Origin of the sequence: Chryseobacterium sp. SIMBA_029, from assembly GCF_046535275.1 — a bacterium.
Lineage (GTDB): Bacteria > Bacteroidota > Bacteroidia > Flavobacteriales > Weeksellaceae > Chryseobacterium.
Map to the genome: position 1 here is coordinate 195,780 of NZ_JAWRXA010000005.1, position 20,094 is coordinate 215,873.

Annotated in this window: 18 protein-coding genes; 8 read left to right on the forward strand and 10 right to left on the reverse strand. The window is 35.4% G+C overall.

Annotation, left to right across the window (positions count from 1 at the left end; genetic code table 11):
- Positions 1-2,175: a type VI secretion system Vgr family protein gene (locus SB679_RS10815; RefSeq protein WP_410702277.1), complete on the reverse strand. Its 2,175-nt coding sequence runs from the start codon at positions 2,173-2,175 to the stop codon at positions 1-3.
- 211 nt (positions 2,176-2,386) lie between these two features.
- Complete coding sequence (gene tssD, locus SB679_RS10820; RefSeq protein WP_410702278.1) at positions 2,387-2,791, reverse strand: type VI secretion system tube protein TssD; 405 nt, start codon at positions 2,789-2,791, stop codon at positions 2,387-2,389.
- Between the two features lie 354 nt (positions 2,792-3,145).
- On the opposite strand from tssD, the gene SB679_RS10825 reads away from it, so the two are divergent.
- From SB679_RS10825 to SB679_RS10835, 3 genes are all read left to right on the forward strand, one after another.
- On the forward strand, positions 3,146-4,867 hold the full coding sequence (locus tag SB679_RS10825) for a S41 family peptidase (protein ID WP_410702279.1): 1,722 nt from the start codon (positions 3,146-3,148) through the stop codon (positions 4,865-4,867).
- 80 nt (positions 4,868-4,947) lie between these two features.
- A complete protein-coding gene (locus tag SB679_RS10830) occupies positions 4,948-6,042 on the forward strand; it encodes a hypothetical protein (RefSeq protein ID WP_410702280.1) in 1,095 nt (364 codons plus the stop codon).
- 176 nt (positions 6,043-6,218) lie between these two features.
- On the forward strand, positions 6,219-6,917 hold the full coding sequence (locus tag SB679_RS10835) for a DUF1826 domain-containing protein (RefSeq protein WP_410702281.1): 699 nt from the start codon (positions 6,219-6,221) through the stop codon (positions 6,915-6,917).
- Between the two features lie 63 nt (positions 6,918-6,980).
- Here SB679_RS10835 and SB679_RS10840 read toward each other — a convergent pair whose 3' ends face one another.
- Positions 6,981-8,789, reverse strand: a complete 1,809-nt coding sequence (locus SB679_RS10840; protein ID WP_410702282.1) for an ATP-binding protein — start codon at positions 8,787-8,789, stop codon at positions 6,981-6,983.
- Positions 8,790-9,031: 242 nt separating this feature from the next.
- Between SB679_RS10840 and SB679_RS10845 the strand changes: the two genes are divergently transcribed.
- The 4 genes from SB679_RS10845 to SB679_RS10860 all read left to right on the forward strand — a co-directional run bounded on the left by SB679_RS10845 (position 9,032) and on the right by SB679_RS10860 (position 12,672).
- Entirely contained in the window at positions 9,032-9,655 is a 624-nt protein-coding gene (locus SB679_RS10845) for a response regulator (RefSeq protein ID WP_410702283.1), read from the forward strand.
- A gap of 194 nt (positions 9,656-9,849) precedes the next feature.
- Positions 9,850-11,730, forward strand: coding sequence for a hypothetical protein (locus tag SB679_RS10850; protein ID WP_410702284.1), 1,881 nt, complete (start codon positions 9,850-9,852; stop codon positions 11,728-11,730).
- Positions 11,731-11,815: 85 nt separating this feature from the next.
- Positions 11,816-12,244 carry a hypothetical protein gene (locus tag SB679_RS10855; RefSeq protein WP_410702285.1) on the forward strand — a complete coding sequence of 143 codons (429 nt, stop codon included), beginning with the start codon at positions 11,816-11,818 and terminating at the stop codon, positions 12,242-12,244.
- The gene (locus tag SB679_RS10860; RefSeq protein WP_410702286.1) at positions 12,241-12,672 is read left to right on the forward strand and encodes a transposase; all 432 of its coding nucleotides are present in this window, start codon (positions 12,241-12,243) and stop codon (positions 12,670-12,672) included. Before SB679_RS10855 ends, SB679_RS10860 begins: the two co-directional genes overlap by 4 nt.
- A 400-nt stretch (positions 12,673-13,072) precedes the next feature.
- Here SB679_RS10860 and SB679_RS10865 read toward each other — a convergent pair whose 3' ends face one another.
- The 7 genes from SB679_RS10865 to SB679_RS10895 all read right to left on the reverse strand — a co-directional run bounded on the left by SB679_RS10865 (position 13,073) and on the right by SB679_RS10895 (position 18,751).
- Entirely contained in the window at positions 13,073-13,846 is a 774-nt protein-coding gene (locus SB679_RS10865; RefSeq protein ID WP_410702287.1) for an SDR family oxidoreductase, read from the reverse strand.
- 67 nt (positions 13,847-13,913) lie between these two features.
- Positions 13,914-14,795: a helix-turn-helix domain-containing protein gene (locus SB679_RS10870; RefSeq protein ID WP_410702288.1), complete on the reverse strand. Its 882-nt coding sequence runs from the start codon at positions 14,793-14,795 to the stop codon at positions 13,914-13,916.
- Between the two features lie 115 nt (positions 14,796-14,910).
- On the reverse strand, positions 14,911-15,216 hold the full coding sequence (locus SB679_RS10875; protein WP_410702289.1) for a hypothetical protein: 306 nt from the start codon (positions 15,214-15,216) through the stop codon (positions 14,911-14,913).
- Between the two features lie 253 nt (positions 15,217-15,469).
- Positions 15,470-16,885: an aldehyde dehydrogenase family protein gene (locus SB679_RS10880; protein ID WP_410702291.1), complete on the reverse strand. Its 1,416-nt coding sequence runs from the start codon at positions 16,883-16,885 to the stop codon at positions 15,470-15,472.
- A 99-nt stretch (positions 16,886-16,984) separates the two neighbouring features.
- Entirely contained in the window at positions 16,985-17,431 is a 447-nt protein-coding gene (locus tag SB679_RS10885) for a nuclear transport factor 2 family protein (protein WP_410702293.1), read from the reverse strand.
- 4 nt (positions 17,432-17,435) lie between these two features.
- Positions 17,436-18,254 carry a helix-turn-helix domain-containing protein gene (locus SB679_RS10890; RefSeq protein ID WP_410702295.1) on the reverse strand — a complete coding sequence of 273 codons (819 nt, stop codon included), beginning with the start codon at positions 18,252-18,254 and terminating at the stop codon, positions 17,436-17,438.
- A complete protein-coding gene (locus SB679_RS10895) occupies positions 18,251-18,751 on the reverse strand; it encodes a hypothetical protein (RefSeq protein ID WP_410702296.1) in 501 nt (166 codons plus the stop codon). Before SB679_RS10895 ends, SB679_RS10890 begins: the two co-directional genes overlap by 4 nt.
- A 407-nt stretch (positions 18,752-19,158) precedes the next feature.
- Here SB679_RS10895 and SB679_RS10900 point away from each other — a divergent pair, with 407 nt between their 5' ends.
- A complete protein-coding gene (locus SB679_RS10900) occupies positions 19,159-19,947 on the forward strand; it encodes a T9SS type A sorting domain-containing protein (RefSeq protein ID WP_410702297.1) in 789 nt (262 codons plus the stop codon).
- The last annotated feature ends 147 nt before the right edge of the window (positions 19,948-20,094 follow it).

Sequence of the window (20,094 nt, forward strand, 5' to 3'; positions counted from 1 at the left end):
TTAAGATTGATTAATTTCTACTTCACCTCCGGTTACAAATGTTGTCGTTCCACCTCCTATTTTGGTGTCTGTTGAACCACTGAACGAAGCATCAGCAGACGTACTTTTGATCGTTACCGGTCCTGCAGTTGCGGTAGATTCTATTTTACCTTCTCCCACAGAGGTTACAATACCATCTTTTGAAATAGTAATACTGTTGCCTCCGACCTTAAACGTAATGCTTGTTTTTCCATCGAGTATAATATTTCCGGATGCATCCATATGAAGAAGAGATTGTGGCGGTGAATCTTTTTTCCCGCCTACGCCGGTGGTATGAGTGCTCCCAGCACTAATACTGTGGGCAGCATTGGCTACTGTTGAAGCATTTCCTGAACCGTCAAATTTCATATTAGCACCGCCTTTATCTGTTAAAAATACAGATCCGGCTCCATCATCCAGTTCAAGCTTATTTCCGCTTCGGCTGCTTAAACTTTTAACATTATTATTTTGACCTCCGCCACCGCCAACACCTCCATGAAACATCCCTCCCATTACAAAAGGACGATCCGGATGTTGATGAACAAAATTCACCACAACCTGATCGCCTACTTCCGGAATAGCCATAAAACCACGGTTTTTACTTACTTTATCGCTTCCTCCTGCATCAGGGGTCATCACCCGGATAAATTCTGTAGTATCAGTTCCGGTCTGCCAGTCAAACTGAACCCGCACACGGCCCTGATTCAAAGGATCTGTATTGGAAATTACTTTTGCAAACTGCGCTTCGGCTTTTGGAAAATGAAATTCAGGACGGGGGATATATCCGGTATCTGATGCAATGGCTTCAAAATTTCCCGTATAATATCCTCTGGCATCCACTTCGTGGCTGACTTCCGTAATCATCAGTTTGGTAAAGTAGGAAGTCTGATTGGTATCCAGTTTACGCATTTCAACATCGGCTGTACAGCCCGGATATAAAAAGGGAACGGTAGTACTTCCGGAAGTGATAAAGACGTCTACAGCTTTGCTTCCCGAAGCTCCTTTCTGTGAAGCATCAATATCCATAATGGAAGAAGCTTTAATAGGAGCTATCCTTAAAGAGGGGGTTGTAAATGTTTTTTCTGAAATTTCGTATGCTCTTTTGGCAATATCAGAGATATGATTGACCTTTGAGCTTGCTGTGGTCAGCTTTTCATTTTTACTGCTGTTATAGCCATAGAAAGTGGGATTTACGTGCTGGGCTTTCATTTTGATCTTTACATCATTTACACTGCTTCCATAGGTGAGTTTAACAGACTGTTCCGATGGCGGAAGTTTTCCGAAGTGAAGCACCTCACCATCATAGAAAAACTGTTCACCATAGGCTTCAGCCATCCTTGCGAGATAATTGTAATGCGTTTCTTCATATTGTGAACTGTAGGATACATTTCCATGTCTTGAATCTACCCTGAAATCAAATTTACTCTGTCCCAACCCCTCCCTGATCACCTGATCAGCAATACTGTTTAAGCTAATTTCCTGAGCACCTCCAAAACTTTGAATATGTGGTGCTGCATCTAAAAGAACAGTCGGACTGTAACCGGTAAGAATAATATTACCCAGACTTCCTTTTTCCTGGCTGAAACCGACTTCTGTGATAACGCCTACAAAATTTCTTTCCGGACTCTCTTCAACATCTTTATATTTGAAAATTACTGTAATTCTTTTTCCTAAAAAATTCTGAGCTTCCTCCAAATTATGATTTTCCGGACTTCCTAAGGTATCATGGGCAAGTGTGAGGCTGAAACTGTGATGTTTTACAGCACTTTGACTAAGGGTGAAATGTTTAAAATACTGAATGATTTTACCATCTACAACGATCTCAAGTTTCACCACTCTGTTGATTCCTGAAATCTGGCTTGTTGGAATGGATGTCGCATTGTGAATTTTTGAAGTAGGCTGATTGGTCCACAATCTATCATCTGTTGTTAAGGCATTATTGCCCTGCATGCTTTGGTTCATGAACATCACTGAAGGATTCTGAATAGCTCCTGCATAGCCCTGAATCTGGCTTATCTTCTGATCAGCAGCTGCAATTTTCTCCCCTGCTATCCCGGTTCCTTTCGTTACAGCTGTTTCTTTTAAATTCTTTACAGGCGCAGACATTTTTAAGTCTTTTGGAGCCTGTTTTTTTGAAGATTTATTATCCTGAAACATAAGATTTTTTAATATTTGTGAATTTGGTTTTTCTCTTTAACGGAGTAAGGTAATACTCAAATTTTCACTTACAGAAAAATGAAAATCTACTGTGCCGCAATTGCTTGCATATCAAGAACAATACAACACATGAAATACAAGCAAACGCCAAAACAGAACAGTATACTGATAAGCTTACTGTTCCGTATAAAATTTCATTATCAGAAATAAATTAGCCCTTAGGCCAGATTCCATCATAAGCGGAATTGCCATAGTTGATATTTTCTGCACTCACAACAAAACTGATGAGCATAGAATTTTCGTCTACCGCATCAAAATCAACTTCATGCTGAATAACATATCCGTTTTCCCAGGTTAAAGTAATCAGTGTTCCTTCTTCATGGGATTTGTTGAACGTTATCTCCCCGCTTGTAGGTTTATATTTACCGTTCAGTAAGCTTTCCAGAATGTCAGATTTTTCTGTAGCTTCTATTGTTAATTTAATCAGTGCATTAGATGGATCTGATGCAACACGTCCTGAAACATCTGTAGATCTTGATACACTATAGTTCAGTTTAAGAAGTTTCTGACCATCACTTCCGTTGAATTTTAAAATTCCTCTTGAATTTGCTGCCATGATTCGTAAATTTTAATTGTTATTAATATGATTTGTGATTGATTGTTTACCAAAATTATGAGCTTCTATTGTATCAACAAAACATTTATATTGATTTTTCAATTTTTGTAGTAGTTCTACGATATTGGATTTAATATCAACACAATTAATTGTAAGTCAAATAATTAAATTAACAATTACAACCCTCATCATTTAGCCTATATCACTTTAAAACAGCTCTCTTAAAAAGAATTTACGAGCCAAAATCATCCATTTTGCACTGATTTTATTTTCAACAATAATTTATTACATTTACGATTAATACAAAATTATTGTAAACTCTATTATAACAATACATTATAAACTGAACTAACCATGAAATACATTGTCATTTTCTCATTGTTCATGACTTCTATCCTCTCTGCTCAAATTACGAAGCTTTCTGATCAGGATTTATATACTTTGGGTAAAACGTGGGGACTTATGAAATATTATCATCCTGCAGTTTCTCAGGGAAAAGTGGATTGGGATGCTGTTTTACTGAAAACTTTTGATAACCAATCCAAAGCAGATCCGAACGATATTATTATGCAGTGGTTTAGCATTGCAGATCAAAGTACATTTGATGAAATGCCTAAAAAAGAGAATGAATGTGACAGCATTACCCTTCGTAATTTTAATCCGTCATGGATCGAAAAACTGAAGAAAATTCGTCCTGAAAACAGAACTCGTTTATCCAATCTGGTAAACCATCCGAAAAACGTAGGCTCATTTTATTCTAATCCTGTCGAGAACAGTATCCGTTTTAGCAATACGAATGAAAAGGTATATCCCAATTTTTCTCCGCAGATAAAACTTTTAGAACTATTCAGAATATGGAATGCTGTCGAATATTTTTATCCCTACAAATATCTGCTCGATCACGAATGGGATTATGTATTGAAAAAGTATATTCCAATTTTCAAAAACGTAAAGAATGAACAGGAATATAAGGCTGCCATTATGCAATTATCTGCCGAACTGGAGGATAGCCATACTGAATTAAAAAATACATATCAATATGATGTTCTCGGAAAATTGTCAGCACCATTTATTTTTCAGATCGCAGATAAGGCAGTGGTGATTACAGGAGTAAAGGATGAAGCCAAAATGAAAAAATCCGGTTTGGAGATGGGAGATCTTATTACGGAAATTAACGGTAAATCTATTCTGAAAATAATTGCTGAACAGTCAAAGTATTTTTCTGTTTCCAACGAGTCTGTCAGAATGCGTGAAGCATATAATTATCTGTTTAGCGGAGATAGTCCCACTGTAGAAATATCGGGTGTTAAAAATAACGGAAAAGCTTTCAAAACCACACTAGAAAGAATGCCGCGTACCTATAGCAAAGAATGGGATAAAGACGGAATTCCCAATTACCGTTTAACATACAAAGGGAAAACGTATGAATATCTGACTTGGAACGAGAAAGAAAGCAGACTTAATCCAAGTTTCAGATTAGAGGATAAGGTATATTTTGAATTTTCATCATTGAAAGGAGATGAAATTCCCGCTCTTATGGAAGCTCATAAAAAGACCAAAGGAATGGTCTTCGATCTTCGAGGTTATAATAATAATGCTTCTTTACTCAAAGTTTTTGATTATTTATTTACTAAACCACAACATTTCGGGATCAAAACTCAGGCTGACTTTAGCCAACCTGGTAAATTCTGCTTCGTGGATAATATCATCAATAAAGATTATAAATATGCTGGTAAGGAAAATCCTGATGCATACAAAGGACAGGTGATTATTCTCATCAATGAATATACCCAAAGCGCTGCAGAAATGTGGGCCATGATTTTCAAGAAAGTTCCCGGCGTTATATTTGTGGGAAGCCAGACTGCAGGAGCTGACGGAAACAAAACCTTCATTAAGCTGACAGACGGAAATGAACTTGTATTTTCCGGATTGGGTATTTATTATCCTGATGGAACAGAAACCCAGCGCATTGGAATAAAACCGGATATCATTGTGCGTCCGAACGTTGAAAGTATCAGAAGCAAAAATGATCTTTTGTTACTAAAAGCTTTTGAACTGATTGATGCAAAGAAATAAATGAAAACAGAGGGTTCACAACAATTTATTTTTCATATCAATTATCTTTGCAAAAATAACCTTGAAATAAAATCTTTTATATGAAGAGGAACCTATTATTCTTTTTTATCATATCCTTTAGCACTTTATTATCCGCACAGGAATTATTAACAAAATCAACTTTTGACAACATAGAATATGTGGAAGCTATTGAATGGTCTTCCGATGATATTTATTGTGCCGGATTTAGTTTTAAAACAGCAATCAATGATGGTAATGCTTCGGATGCCTATCTGGTTAATTATGACACAAAATTAAAACCCAAATGGTCTCTTAAAATAAGTGACAAGCACTCTAATAAAATTAATTCTATCATAAGATATAAAGATAAAATATATGCTTTAGTAACTCAGGGTAAGATTTCTCCTCAGACCGAAGATGTTTTCATCAGTTTATTTACCATAAATTTAGAAGGTGCCATAGAAAATAAAATCAGTATTGGCCGTGCTTTTTCAAGTCCGTCAAATATAGTGATCAACGGATCGAATTTAATCTTTGGATACAAAGTGCCTGATGGCATTACCTATTCAGCCGATTCTAAATCTGAAATAATAAATTACAATCTTGCTACCAAAAAATTGGTAAGACACAAAAGCAGTCAGTATCAGGCCACGCCCAAAAAGATACTCGCTGAAAAATCTGATATTTTTCTGTTTGGAAACTATATACATCCCAATCAACCCAATATCATGGCTTACAGAAATGGTAAATATTCCGAGATTTCTCTAAAATCGAGTAAAACAGAATATTTCCTTGACAGTTACATCAATAAAAATATAGTAACTGTTGTATGCGCCTTTCCGGGTGTTTATGGAGATATGAAGAAATATTTAAAATTTTATTATATCAATCTGAATAACAATACTGTTAACTCCAAATCTATCCCTTATGAAAAACTGGGTTGGAGCGATCAACATTTTGACACGTATTCAACAGGATCTTCATCATGGCTCATTATTGAAAACCATCAAACAAAAGCATTACAATATGTATTGATTGATAACACAGGAAAAATAAGCAAGACTTTAAATTTTGACAGAGATAATGGCAATGGATCCTGGGAAAGATATATGATAAAAGAAGGAATGTTATTAAATGCTAATTCCAGTGGTATTAAAATGTATAAAACCGACTAAAAACAGGATTAAAACTTCATCTTCTATTGAAAAACGAAAAAAATATAACCACTAAACCACTGCGAATGCAGTGGTTTAGTTTTATCAGCTCAAAATCAAATTTAATCTTAGCGTAATCTTCTCACCGATTCCTTATTTTTGCAGAGAATTAAGGGCTTAATTGTTTATTCTTAACTATGCACAAAAAATTTTCTGACCACAGCCAAATTGGAGTAGTTTCTACCTTTCCTAAACTTGTAAACACCCCTTTTCAGGGAGCTGTGAATGCCATATGCTGGCACAGAAATTTAGTAGGAGATTTTAACGAAATTGTCTCTAAACTTCAATTAAAAGAAAACGTTACAGAAGTTTCTACAGAGGATCTCTTAGCGCTGCAACTATCAGAAAAAGGGCATATGGCAAGAGAGATTATCTTAAATGATTTCCAGTTATTAACTGATTTCGGAGCACTTCCTTCTCTCAATTTACTTAAAAACTATGAGCGGGATGATGAGTTCGATTTTATTTCCACAGATGTGTATTCTTATCATGTAGATCGTTCGCCTATTGGTACCGATACTTTTTTATGTACTTATTATGGTGCAGCAAGTGACATTTTACCCAATGACCAGGCTATCCAGAAAATCCTGATTCCGGAAATCCGGGAAAAACTTAAAGAATTGCATAACGGTCCGGAAACAGAATTTGAAGCCTTTCTGCAGGAGAATTTCTTCGATCTGCATTATCAGCCTACACCTAATGCTGAACCTATCAATTTAGAATCGGGACATCTTTGGCGTCTGGCGGTAGATCATCCGTCACAACAAGTCTTACCATCTGTGCACAGAGCTCCTGTTGAGAATGATGGTGAATATCGGCTGCTTCTGATCTGTTGAGATATGCTAAACTACACAAATCCAGATTAACCCCCTATTTATTAACTCAAAAATATTCAAATTTTAATCTAAAAGAGGTAAATAAATAACAACCAAAGTTCCTTTCCCTATTGAAGTATCAAAGTCTATGGTCCCGTTTAGAAATTCAATTTTCGAAATCAAGTTTTGGATCCCAATTCCGTTTTGATTATTAATTGCTGCCTTATCAAAGCCGATGCCGTTATCTTCAATCATAATGTGTAAACCTTCAGAATCTTTTATCAGTTCAATCTTAAGTTTACTTGCATTGGCATGCTTAATTACATTGGTGACTATTTCCTGAATAGCCCTGTAGACTATAAGTTCAACAGATTCATTGAATCTTTCTTCTAAGCCATGGATATATAAACTCACCTCCAGTTTATTATTATCAACACTGTTAACAAATTCTTTTAAAGCACTTGGCAGGCCTGCTTTTATTAATGAATTCGGCATCATTTGATGACTGATCGTGCGGAGATCATCGTAAACCGTTCTGAGTTGGTTTAAAATTTTATTGTTTTTGATATGAAGTTCCTGAGGATCAATTTCCGGAATATCATTAAGAACGCTCACATTTAAAATGGCAGCAGAAATGCCGGCACCCACACCGTCATGAAGATGTTCTGCGATCCTTCTTCTTTCCAGTTCTTCGGCTTTAATAACTTCTGCAATATTGATCTCCTGCTGTTTCCTTATTTCTTCGTCCAGCTTAGATTTGGCTTTAAGCTTTCTGCGGTTTAGCAGTATTATCGTAATGATAATTATAAAAACAAGCAGTATCCCAGCAATAATGAGCAATAAACTTTGTATGGTGTTCTTTTGCTTAAGGCTATGAATATCCCTGACGGACTGATCGTGCTCATATTTATTCTTTAAATTTTGAATACGGTCTAAATTTGCTTTATTATTAACAATCGAGTTATATCGATCTGACAGGCTGAACATTTCATAAGCCTTATCATTCATATTGTGCCGATGATAGATGGTTGCAAGAGAAAGATAAATATTTTTTCTGTTAACATCGTCTGATTCTTCCGTATATTCCAGAGCCTTCCGGCCGTTCTTTTCAGCCAGCTCTACATTATCCGTAGACGAATAAAAAATGCATTTAGCAAGATAAATTTCTTTTTTATTAAGTACTTCAGGGTCATTCTCTAATTTCGAGCAGGCATCAATGTTTTTTACAGCATTTTTAAAATCATTTTTAAGACAATAATAAACAGCAAGCCGGCAGTAAGCTACCACAAGGTTAGATTTATTTTTACTTTTTATTGAAAAGGACATTGCTTTATTATAATTGTAAATAATACTGTCCGGATTACTGCCGGAGTTTTCCAACAATGCGGCATAGCCAAGATAATACTGCCCGATTTCGAGATAAGAATTAGTCTGTAATATGTTTTCCTTATATATGTTGTAATATTTCTTAGCACTGTCATAGTCTTCAATTATCCTATAATTCTGTGCTAAAACCAGAATTGTGAAATAGTATTTCTTTTGATCTTCCTTTTCGTAAAATTTTGCGGCAAGCAGGCAGTATTTAATGCTGTTATAATACTCTTTTAAATTACTGTAGATTATTCCAAGATTAAGCTGGGCTAGTGCTATTCCTTCCTTGCTATTCGCTTCCTTGAAGAGTTCAATAGATTTAAAATATTCTTTTTCAGCTTTTTTATATTCACCCTGCTTGGTATACCGCCCTGCAAAATTTATAAAACAACGTCCCTGAAGTGCCTTATTTTTTGTTTTTTCAGCGATTGCGTAAGCCTTGTCTGTATAGTAGAGAATGCTGTCATTATTTTTTACTTCATTCGTACTGGTATTTATAAAAATCTTTGCTTTCTCAATCAACCTTTCAGCTTCCTTATTTTGAGCTTCTTTTTCATTTGTTCGGCACGAGGTTATTAGAAGTAGAAGACATAATAATGATATATTTTGCCCTATGATCCTTGTATGTGAAAATATAACAGTTAAAGATTTAAAGAACTCTCTTTTAATGAATAACATACAACACATGTAAATATTTTGTGCTAAAATAACTATTATTGCAGTACCATTTCATAATAGTTCATTTTAATAAAATAATTTCACAAATGAAGATTCTTTTAATTGATGATCATTCTATTATCAATGACGGCCTAACAGCACTGCTGGAAATGAAGCCTGATTTTAAGGTTACAGCACAATTAAATAACGGCCCTGAAGCTCTTGAGTATTTAGAAAAAAATCCGGTTGATCTTATTATAAGTGATTATAATATGAGCGGCATACATGGCAGTGATCTTATTCTCGGAATAAAAAAATTACAGCCTTCTGCAAAAATTATCATCCTGAGTATGCATGATGAAGCTGAAATTATTAGAGAAGTTATGAATGCCGGAGCTGATGCGTATGTACTAAAAAAATATGCAAAAGAAGAATTATTTACAGCGATAGAAAAAGTTCGCAACAATGATACTCATTTTAGCAGCGATATAAGCAAAATCCTTTTAACGGTAATCGACCAGCAGGAAAATAAAGCTAATCAGTTTACGACAAGAGAGCTTGAAGTTCTGCGGTTATTAGTAAAAGAACACACCAATAAAGAAATTGCACAGCTCCTTTTTATAAGTGAACGTACTGTAGAAGCGCATCGTAAAAGTATGATGATTAAAACTAAAACATCCAATGCATTTGGGTTGTTGCAGTATGTATATTCAAATAAAATTCTTAAATAGCTTTTCAGTAAGCTTTAAGGCTGTACCTGATATTTTCCTGTAGATTAATTGAATTATAGCACTTTTTCACGATTGGTCCTCCACTCCCTAATGATATCTAATTAAGGGTTTTCCACAATATAAAATCAGGGGTTTTCCCGAATACTGTGGCTTTTCGATAAACCCTTACTTTGCAGCAATAAATATACATTAAGATGAAAAAGCAAATACTTATTGCCGCATTATTATTTAGTTCTTATATTTTCAAGGCACAGGTTGGGATCAATACAACTACTCCAAACCTGAGTTCCGATCTTACCTTAGGGTCTTCAGATAAAGGATTACTCTTAAACAGGGTTTCTTTAGTGTCTACAAGTTCCTCCACTCCCCTTTCTGCACATGTAGCCGGAATGACGGTCTATAATAATGCTACAGCAGGAGATGTTACTCCAGGGATATACTATAATGACGGTACAAAGTGGATTAAAACTTCTGCCGGTACAGCAGCAACTCCCTGGAACATACAGGGCAGTACAACTCCGGCAACATCCAATACACAGGCTATCTATCAAAACAAAAATGTTGCGGTTGGTGATTTTACAGGAACCGTATCCACTAAACAGTTTGAAGTAGCCGGTGACATTAAAACATCCATAACAAATGGTACGATCACCCATGCTTTGGAAACAAACAGACTCATTGGATTAACAGGGGCAGGAGTAAAACCATGGAATTTATTATCTGCTGCAGGCCCCAATGAAACCTCGTTTACTGGAGTAAGTCAAAGCGAAGCTATTGTTGGTATTGGAAATAATGATGGCAGTTTTTCTACTCTTATTGCTCAAAAAGACAACATAAGAACAGTGGTTGGAAATTTTAATACTGCTTATTCTCAAATTGCTTCCAACTCAAGTGGTATTTCATTATCCGCTTTTTCTAATGGTGCGCTCAGTAATAATGCCGCTGTCAATGTAAATGCAGTCGAGGGAGTAAAATATACTTATCAAACCAGCACCGGTGCAGCTGAAGGCAGCTACATATTCCCTCGTGTCAATGGTACTCCGGGTCAGGTACTGACTACGGACGGTAATGCAGCCACAGCTGTACTAGCCTGGAAAGATCCGGCAACAGGCACAGAACCCTGGAATATACAAGGCAGTACAACTCCGGCAACATCCAATACACAGGCTATCTATCAAAACAAAAATGTAGCGGTTGGTAATTTTACAGGTGCCACATCTACCAAACAGTTTGAAGTAGCTGGTGATCTGAAGGTAAGCATTACAAACGGGACAACTATTTCTACTATGGAAACTAATAATCCGTCTTTAGGCAACCTGTCTTCAGTTTCAGACAATGTTGATCCTACTGCCGCTGCTGCAACTGGTTCATTTCTGGTTCAAAAAATTGATAATACGAGTTGGGGAACCAAAACACCATTGGTAACATCTGGTTTGGCTGCAGTGCCATCCCGTCTGGATCTCTTTAATGGAAACCAAGCTGCTGGAAATTTCTCTACTGCTACCTTCAGCCAAAACTTTGTAACAATCAGAACCCGTAATACTACAGATGGTTTTTTTGGAGCAGCAGGTGTAAATGATAAAGATGTTTTTTTAGAATCTGATAATTTAACCAATAATCAAAAGGCAGCTGTTAATGTAAACTCAGCTGAAGGCGTAAAATATACTTACCAGACCAGCACTGGTGCAGCTGAAGGAAGCTATATATTACCTCGTGTGAATGGTAATCCCGGTCAGGTACTGACTACAGACGGTAACGCAGCGACAGCTGTATTAGCCTGGAAAGATCCGGCAGCAACAACAAACATTATTAAAGTATCAACTGATTATACAGCTTCAGCCTCAGATCATACCATTTTAGCGAATGCAACCAATGGAGGATTTACATTAACCTTACCTAATGCTGCTGCTAATAAAGGGAGAATATTAATTATTCGTAAAACCGATGAAACAAACAATATCCTGACCTTCAGTCAGAATATTAAATTTACTGAAAACACAAATATTACTTCCGTTAACTCTATTTCTACCGTCATGATACAAAGTGACGGCACTAATTGGTATCAGATAAATTAAGCAGATTATGTGCATTTCTATTCTGTAAAATCATACAACGATTGTGAAAGGATTGATCAAAATTGATAATACAAAAAAAATAAAAATGACTTCTACCATAATTAGCATGGGCCTGTTTATGTGTATTTTGAGTGCTTTGTTTTCGTACTTATTTCAGGAACTTATTCCTGCCGGAACCGTAATATTGGCTGTGTTATCTCTGGTTATTTTCATTCTTCTATTTGTATTATTTAATTTAAAATGTTTCATCTATGAATTTTCAGGTGAAGTAATAACCATAAAAATCTTTCATCCTTTTAAAAAAGCACATGTATACCCTTGTATGGAATTCCCCAAAAGCAGTCTGAAAGATTACAGTATCAATAAATCTATATATGGACATCAGCTTAAATTATATTTAAAGTCAGAAAGAAAAAAGGAAATCCGGGTGAAATGTAAATTCAGTATTGACAGGGATCAGCTTATCAATTTAAGCAATTCTCTTCGTGGAATAAAAAAATCAATCTATAAATGAGTGGGCTAAACTTTCAAAATATTCATATTGGTTTTTTCCTTGAACAGCGGGTCAACGAATGTCAAATAGAAATAACAAGGATCTGTAAGTTTTTAGACTGTGATGACCGGGATGTGAAAAAGATGTTTCAGTCTAAAAATCTGGATTGCGAATTATTGTTGAAATGGAGCCGGCTGTTGAAATATGATTTCTTTAGAATATACAGCCAGCATCTAATCTTATATTCTCCGCCCTCTTCAAAGATTTTTGACCAAGCATCAAAAACAACCAACATCCCACAATTCCGCAAAAACATATATACAAAAGAGATTATAGAATTTATGCTGGAATCAATCAGCAACGGAAATAAAACAAAACAGCAGATCATAGAAGAATATAATATCCCAAAAACAACCCTGTATAAATGGATCAAGAAATATAAAAGATGAAGCAACCTGATTATAAAAGAATTTATTCAGACATTTTGAATACAAAACACTCAGAAAAATTATCTTCCTGCCAGCCTATTTTGAACAAAAAAACATTATCATCAACAGATGTAATAAAGCTTAATAACATTATTTTTGGCACAAAAGAAAATCTCTATAACCAAAGGCATAAATCTTATAACAGACCCGCTATTTTTGAAATACTTGCTTATCAAAAAACACACAAATGTAACAATAGCCAACTGGCAAAACAATTTAACTTAAGCAGAAATACCATTACAAAATGGAAAAAAGTATTTTTGATCTGAAACGATCATGTAAATTTTAGAATGTAAACATCAAGAGCAGGTTATCCTGCTCTTGTTTATTTTTACCTCAAATGATTGAATTTGTTTCACTGTTACCAAGGTGTCTCCCCTTCTTCGCTGAAAAATTTTCCGGTCGCGCCGTCTTTGTCAAGCGTTGCATATTTTACGATAACACCTGCACCTTGCTCAACTGTTCTTGTTCCCTGGTGATTATTAAAGTCAGTAGCAGTAAACCCAGGACAGACACAATTCACTTTGAAGTTTGTGTCTTTGAGCTCAACCGCTAACATTACAGTGTATGCATTCAAAGCCGTTTTTGATGGACCATAAGCAGCTGGTTTGAATTGTGCAAATGTCCAACTCGGATCGCTGTGATTTGTTAATGAAGATAACTCCGTGGTTACATTTACAATTCTTGGTTGATCTGATTTTTTTAGAAGATTCATGAATTCTTGTGTTGTTTGAATTGCTCCAAAAAAATTAGTCTCAAATACAAGCCGCAACGTGTCGTAAGAAACTTTTGTCGCTGGTTGTGGAAAACCGCCACTAATACCTGCGTTGTTAATTAAGACATCCAGCTTTTTAGCTTTCATTTCCAATTCCTGACTTGCCGATTTAATAGAATTAATGTCCGTTACATCTAGTTCGATACAGTCTACATTGGCATAACCTAGTGATTTTAATTTCCCGATGGCTTCAAGTCCTTTAAAATTATCCCGGCTTCCGATGTAAACGAAATATCCAAGTTCTGCCAATTGTTTAGCGGTTTCAAAACCGATTCCTTTGTTTGCTCCTGTTACTAATGCTGATTTAAAAACTTCTTTATTATTGTTTTCTTCAGCGTTTGTGATTACTTCGTAATTCATTTTTTTTCTGTATTTTATGAACTGTAAAAGTCGGCAGGATATATTTGATACGGCAGGACTAATCACTTTAATTGCCTGACAAATCCTGAATGTCTGTTAAATATGTACTGATGCTTTTTCCTATACTTTTTTTGAAGAGCCTTGAAAAATAGTCCGGGTCATTAAAACCAAGCTCGTAAGCCAATTCTTTGATCGTCGGTTTGGAATAATGCAGCTTTCTTTGTGCTTCCAATATCAGCCGGTTTGTGATAAATTCTTTTGGCGAAACACCCGAAAATTCTTTTACAATATTGTAAAGATGGTTGGTAGTTACAGAAAGATTATCGGCAATTGTATTGATAGAATATTGTTCGGTCAAATGAGCTTCAACTGCAATTCTAAACTCAATATATTTTTGAATTTTGTTTGGTTCAGCTTTTCCTTTTGCAGCATTTTTAAAATATGCATTATTCAGTTCGGTTAAAAGTGAATTAAGATGAGCCAAAATAATTTCAGCATCTTTTTGGTCATCATCTGAATTTAAAATTTTATTGAGAATTTCAAAAAGCATTTTTACTCTTTGTCTTGCATCATTTTCAAACGAAATAATTTGCGAATTTAATGGATTGATTAAAAAAGAAAATTGTTTCGGAAGTAAAGACAGACAGTTTTCGTCAAAACTCATTTTGAAACATTCAATGTCATCTTTCTTCTGTGCAGGTACAGAATGAATTTGATTAGGCAAAACAAAAAACAATTGCCCATTTGTAATTCTCAGATCGTTTAAATCAGCCTTATGTGTCAGTGAACCATTTTCCATGAAAACAAAAAAATAATTAGCTTTTCTGTGAGGTTGAATAAGCATTTTCATAACGTCTTCAGGCAAATTATTATTTGAATTAGAACTCACTCTAATCGCAATCTTGTTGTGCTGTTTTATGTCGTTAAGAAGTCCTTTTGTTTCTTGCATTTTGTGTGTTCAAAGTTTATAAGTATCACTTTCATCATCACTACTGACAATTATGTATCGTTGAGTGGAGAATATTATGTAAGCGCTAATCCATGTTACACCGTTGAGTATTCCTCTACAAAAGATTATTTATACTATCCATCATCAATTTTAATTTAGCCAGACTAAATTCATCGTTATTTCCAAATGGAAGCAACTCAAAAGAATAGGATACATCACCATCATAAAAATTTTCAAAATAAATTTTCACCTCATCTTTTGTAAATGTGAAACTTTCTGTCCAACTTGTTATTTCTATTCTTGATTTGTAATCCGGCTTTATTATCCTATCAATAATTTCTGAAAATTCTTCAAATGTCTTCAGACATTCTCTAAATACAAATACAGTGCGAGCATTCCAATTTTCTACTTCGTATTTCATATACCTTCTAAAAATATAAAACTTTGACAACGTAATTCACTTTCAAGCTTTCAATTTCGTCCCACCTTTACAAAAAGAACAGCTGCTAACATCTTTTTTCAAAACATATACAATGTACATTTTGAATATTTTAGACAATATTAATGAATTTGAAAATACCGGACAAAATCTAATTTTCAGTAATTAAGGATTGGTATTGCTAATTGGACAGATCATTTCAACGTTAGCTTTTATAAATATTCTCACCGGTAAGTTATTCTAAAATAGCTTTAGGTTCCAGGTATTCTTCCAACCCAAATACTCCGTATTCCCGCCCGATTCCTGATTGTTTAAAGCCGCCAAAAGGAGTTTTGGAATCATGTGATATTCCATTAATACAAATTCGTCCTGCATCAATTTGAGATGCCACACGATACGCTCTCTCTTTATTGCCAGAGGATACGTAGGCGGCCAATCCATAGTCGGTATCATTGGCGATGGCGACAGCATGCTTCTCATCGTTATATGGAATAATGCACAATACGGGACCAAATATTTCTTCCCTGGCAATACGCATGTTATTGTTCACATTGGTAAAAATAGTTGCTTTTACAAAGTTGCCCTCTTCCAGCCCTTCAGGTTTATCCGTACCGCCCGTTAATAATACTGCACCTTCTTTTTGACCGATTCTAATATAATCCAGAACCCTTTCATACTGTTTTTTACTCACCATAGGTCCCACAACGGTATCTGCATCTTTTGGATTCCCAACCTTCATGTTTTGCACGGTAGCTTTTGCTATTGCATTGACTTCATCCAATTTACTTACGGGAACAAGCAAACGAGTGGCAGCAGCACAGGCCTGCCCGCTGTTTAGGTAAGCAGCAAAAATTGCGGTTGGAACAGCTTCTTCCAAATTTGCATCATCCAAAATAATATTAGGTGATTTTCCTCCCAGTTCCAGTGTTACTCTTTTCATGGTATCAACAGCTCCTTTAGCGATCATTTTACCCACGACGGTAGAGCCTGTAAAAGCTATTTTTGAAACGTCCGGGTTACGGGTAATTTCTGCACCCACTATATCACCTAAACCATTTACGAAATTTATAACTCCTTTTGGCAGACCGGCTTCATGGAAACATTCAGCCATTATCTGCGTCTGCTGTGTGCTCATTTCGCTAGGTTTTACCACTGATGTACAACCCGCTGCAATAGCGGTAGAAAGCTTTGTAACAATAAATCCGTTACTCATATTCCACGGGATAATGATCCCTACAACGCCTACCGACTGTAAAAAAACTTTTGAATTCCCGGTAGTCTGTTCAAAATCAAAATCTTTCAGGGTATCAATCATCGCATTGATATCATTAATCATATTCTGCGTGACCATTGAACAGAACTGGAATGTTCCGCCGTACTCTTCCACCATTATATCAGTTAAATCCTTTTCACGTTTGCTGATAACGACGAGCAGCTTTTCCAGGTAAGTAATCCGTTCTTGCTTAGTTGTTTTTGAAAATGTTTTAAAAGCTTCTTTTGCAGCAGTAATGGCATTCTGTGTATCTATTTCGTCGCCCAGAACAGCTTCACCTGTTTTCTGATTGTTCACAGGATTTATAAGGTCAAAAGTTGTGGTACCGTGTGGCGTTACAAATTCACCATTGATGTACATTGTATTAATCGATTTCATTATGAATATTTTTATTAGGTAAAAGTCCTAAATCATATTCTTATATCGTTTTCTGTACAGCTCAAATACAATTTGCTGAAAAGCTCACAAAAAAAGATTTTATCGGTTTTCGATCCAGTCTACCAGCAATTTGCGTTCTGCAAAAAGCCATTGGTCATTTTGCTTTACAAAAGTATCATGGTAACGAATGGCAGCGATCATCAGCTTTTGCTTATCATCTTCCATGGTTAGATGGTGTGCCATACAATAAGTGACACCTGTAGCTTTATCCCCGAAAAGTTTTACCGTACTCTGTCCGTTAAAATGCATGGTAGATTTGTAAGTATTCAGATTATCGAATACGGGTAACAAATCTTTATTGTTAGTAATCACCTGACTTGGTGTTTCCGATTTCGGGTCATAATATACTTCAAAATTAGTATCTTCTGTGAACAATGCCATTTGTCCTTTTGCATCACGGGAGTCGGCACAGTAAGCGTAACTGTCTATTAATTCACGAATTGCTAAGCGGTCTTCCGCTTCCTGAATTTTTTGTTCGTAGTTCATTTTTTTATTTATTGATTGTTAAACTTTCAGTTGGGGTAACGCCATACTTCTGTTTGAATGATGTATAAAAATGCGGCAGGTTCTCAAATCCTAAATCCAGATAGATATCTGAAGGTTTTTTATTTTTCTGATGGATAAGATAATAGGCTTCTTCAAGGCGTTTTTCTTTAAGCCATTTTGCAGGGGGAACCTGAAATGATTTTGAAAAATCTCTTTTAAATCCGGCAAGACTCCTCCCTGTAAGCTTGGCAAAATTTTCAATCGGTGCATTGTATTGAAAATTTTTCAGCATAAACTCTTCAAGATTGATTTTATGCAGTTCATTAAAATCAAACAAAAAATTCTGAAATTCCGGACGTATGTGCAGTAATAGTTCTATGGCTTCTGTAACTTTGGAAAAAACCATTTTTTTATTACTCCCATGAGGCTGTTCCAGATAAGGAACTAATGATTGAAAATAGCTTTTTAGATAAGGATCAGGTTTTAAAACGACATTGTATTTTCCTGAATACGGCTTATCACACATGATATTATTTTCGGCTGCAAATTTTTTCAGATCTTCCGATTTCAAAATAATAGAAACCGCTTTATACTCCTGATCTGACGCAGGCATTTTTAAACTCTTGGCAAACTGATTTCTGTGGGCCAGAAGTAGCTGGTTTTTCTTTAAAACAAAGGTTCCCTGTTGATGAAAAACATGTGTTTCTCCTGATACCTGATAAGCTAAAATATGCTCCGGAATGAACTGTTCATAGCCCCACTGGTCTTCTGAACTACAAGAATACACAAAAAAATCGTCAACTTCTGGTGTCATCATTTTCATAGGGTCGCAGTTTTTAAAAGTTGTCTGTGGTAAGCAGCGTTGCGCGCTGAAGTGTTGCTGTCTATCAGCATCAGTACAGTCATTAATGCAATGGCAGTACTACCAATAGCTCTCCAAATGGGAATATCTACAAACATAATCAGCAATGCTGCTGCAATGATAATGAGTGGAAGGACCTTAAAAACTATGATAAAATCATTTTGGGATTTTGAGGTACGATCTGCTTCCATTTGAATAAATGCTGTTACATTGGTTTTATAAGCTGCTTCAAATTGTGTAATTCTTGGTTTGTTGGAGAAATATAAACCCGCCGAAACTACCATAATTAATATTCCCGCCACCAATACCGGCCATACGAAAGCTTTTGCCATAGCAGTTTTGCCTAATTGCCAAAAGCCTATTGCTGCTATGAAAAACAGCATGCCTATCAGTAAGGTTATTTTAGCGGAAAATACTTCTGCTTTTGCCCAATCTATACTTAATTTTAAAATATCCATTTTAATAATTTGTATTACAAAGATGACTAATTTCTAAGAGAATCTATTTCCTGTAAAGTTCAAAATTCACTTGCTGTTCGGCTCATTTAAAATCTTAAATAATATTTTTACAATATCATTGATTAATAAAGTTTACATCTAAACTATTAATTCAATTGCTCGCTATTAAGATAATATTATAACATTTTACGGTTATAAAAAAAATAGAGACAGATATCAGTCATTCTTTGACACTTGTTAATTTCCTTTTTGACAAACCGTTAATAAGTTACAATTTTAAGTAGTTAAAAACATATCCTACAATTATTTATGATACAATTCAATTGCTTATTACTTAATTCTTGTAAATAAAATCGAATTGTCCATCATATTTATAACCTGACTCAACAATTTAAAATAATATTACAATGAAAAAAATTTTCTTACTACTGTATTTAATGCTTATTTGTCCTAATCAACTAAGCGCACAGTTTGGAGGGGGAAACCCATTAACTTACGACATTACCTTTGACAGGGATGATGATTATAATTCTGCTGATCAACCCTATGTCAGTGCAAATCTTACATTAAGTGTAAAGATCGGGACTACTGAAATATCGAAGACTTATCTTCCTATTCATACACCTAACAATCCCGGACCAATCACGCAGAATTACACATTCCCGGTTACTGTTGGAACCCAGCCCGTTAGGTATGCTAAAGTAACTTTCACACAACCCTCCAACTTATATAGTGGATATTATCCTCTTCCCACAACTATTGGAGATCATGTAACGCTCTCAGATCCCTGTCTGATAGATTATGACTGGCAGTATGGATATGGAGTGGGTATTACCTGCACTGGTGTGAACAAATACAGAATCACTCCTACTAAGTTTACTTGTAATCTCTGTATTCGCCCTGTTGGAGGCTGCGGATCAGTTGCAAAAAATATCACCCCGCAGCAACAAGTATCTTTAGCTCCAAATCCAACCATGGGCTTCAGTGAAGTTCATTATACCGCAACGAAAAAAGAAACAGTTTCAATAAGTGTGAGTGATTTTAATGGTAAAATAATTACCACCTATACAACAGATCTTAAAGAAGGTTTGAACAAACTGCCAATCGATCTCCAAACCTCTATAGAAGGAACCTATATCGTTCATTGGAAATCCAGCAACGGAGCAGGCGGAAATTTAAAAATAATTAAAAATTAATTGAATTTACAATCCTATTAACTCCTGTTTTTTACAGGAGTTTTTTATGTTTTATTAATTAACATATAATTGGTTCTATAAATGTACTTTGGTCCGAAAAAATACGGATAACAGTTTGGATTTTTGTATCCTAACGGGAAATAGAAC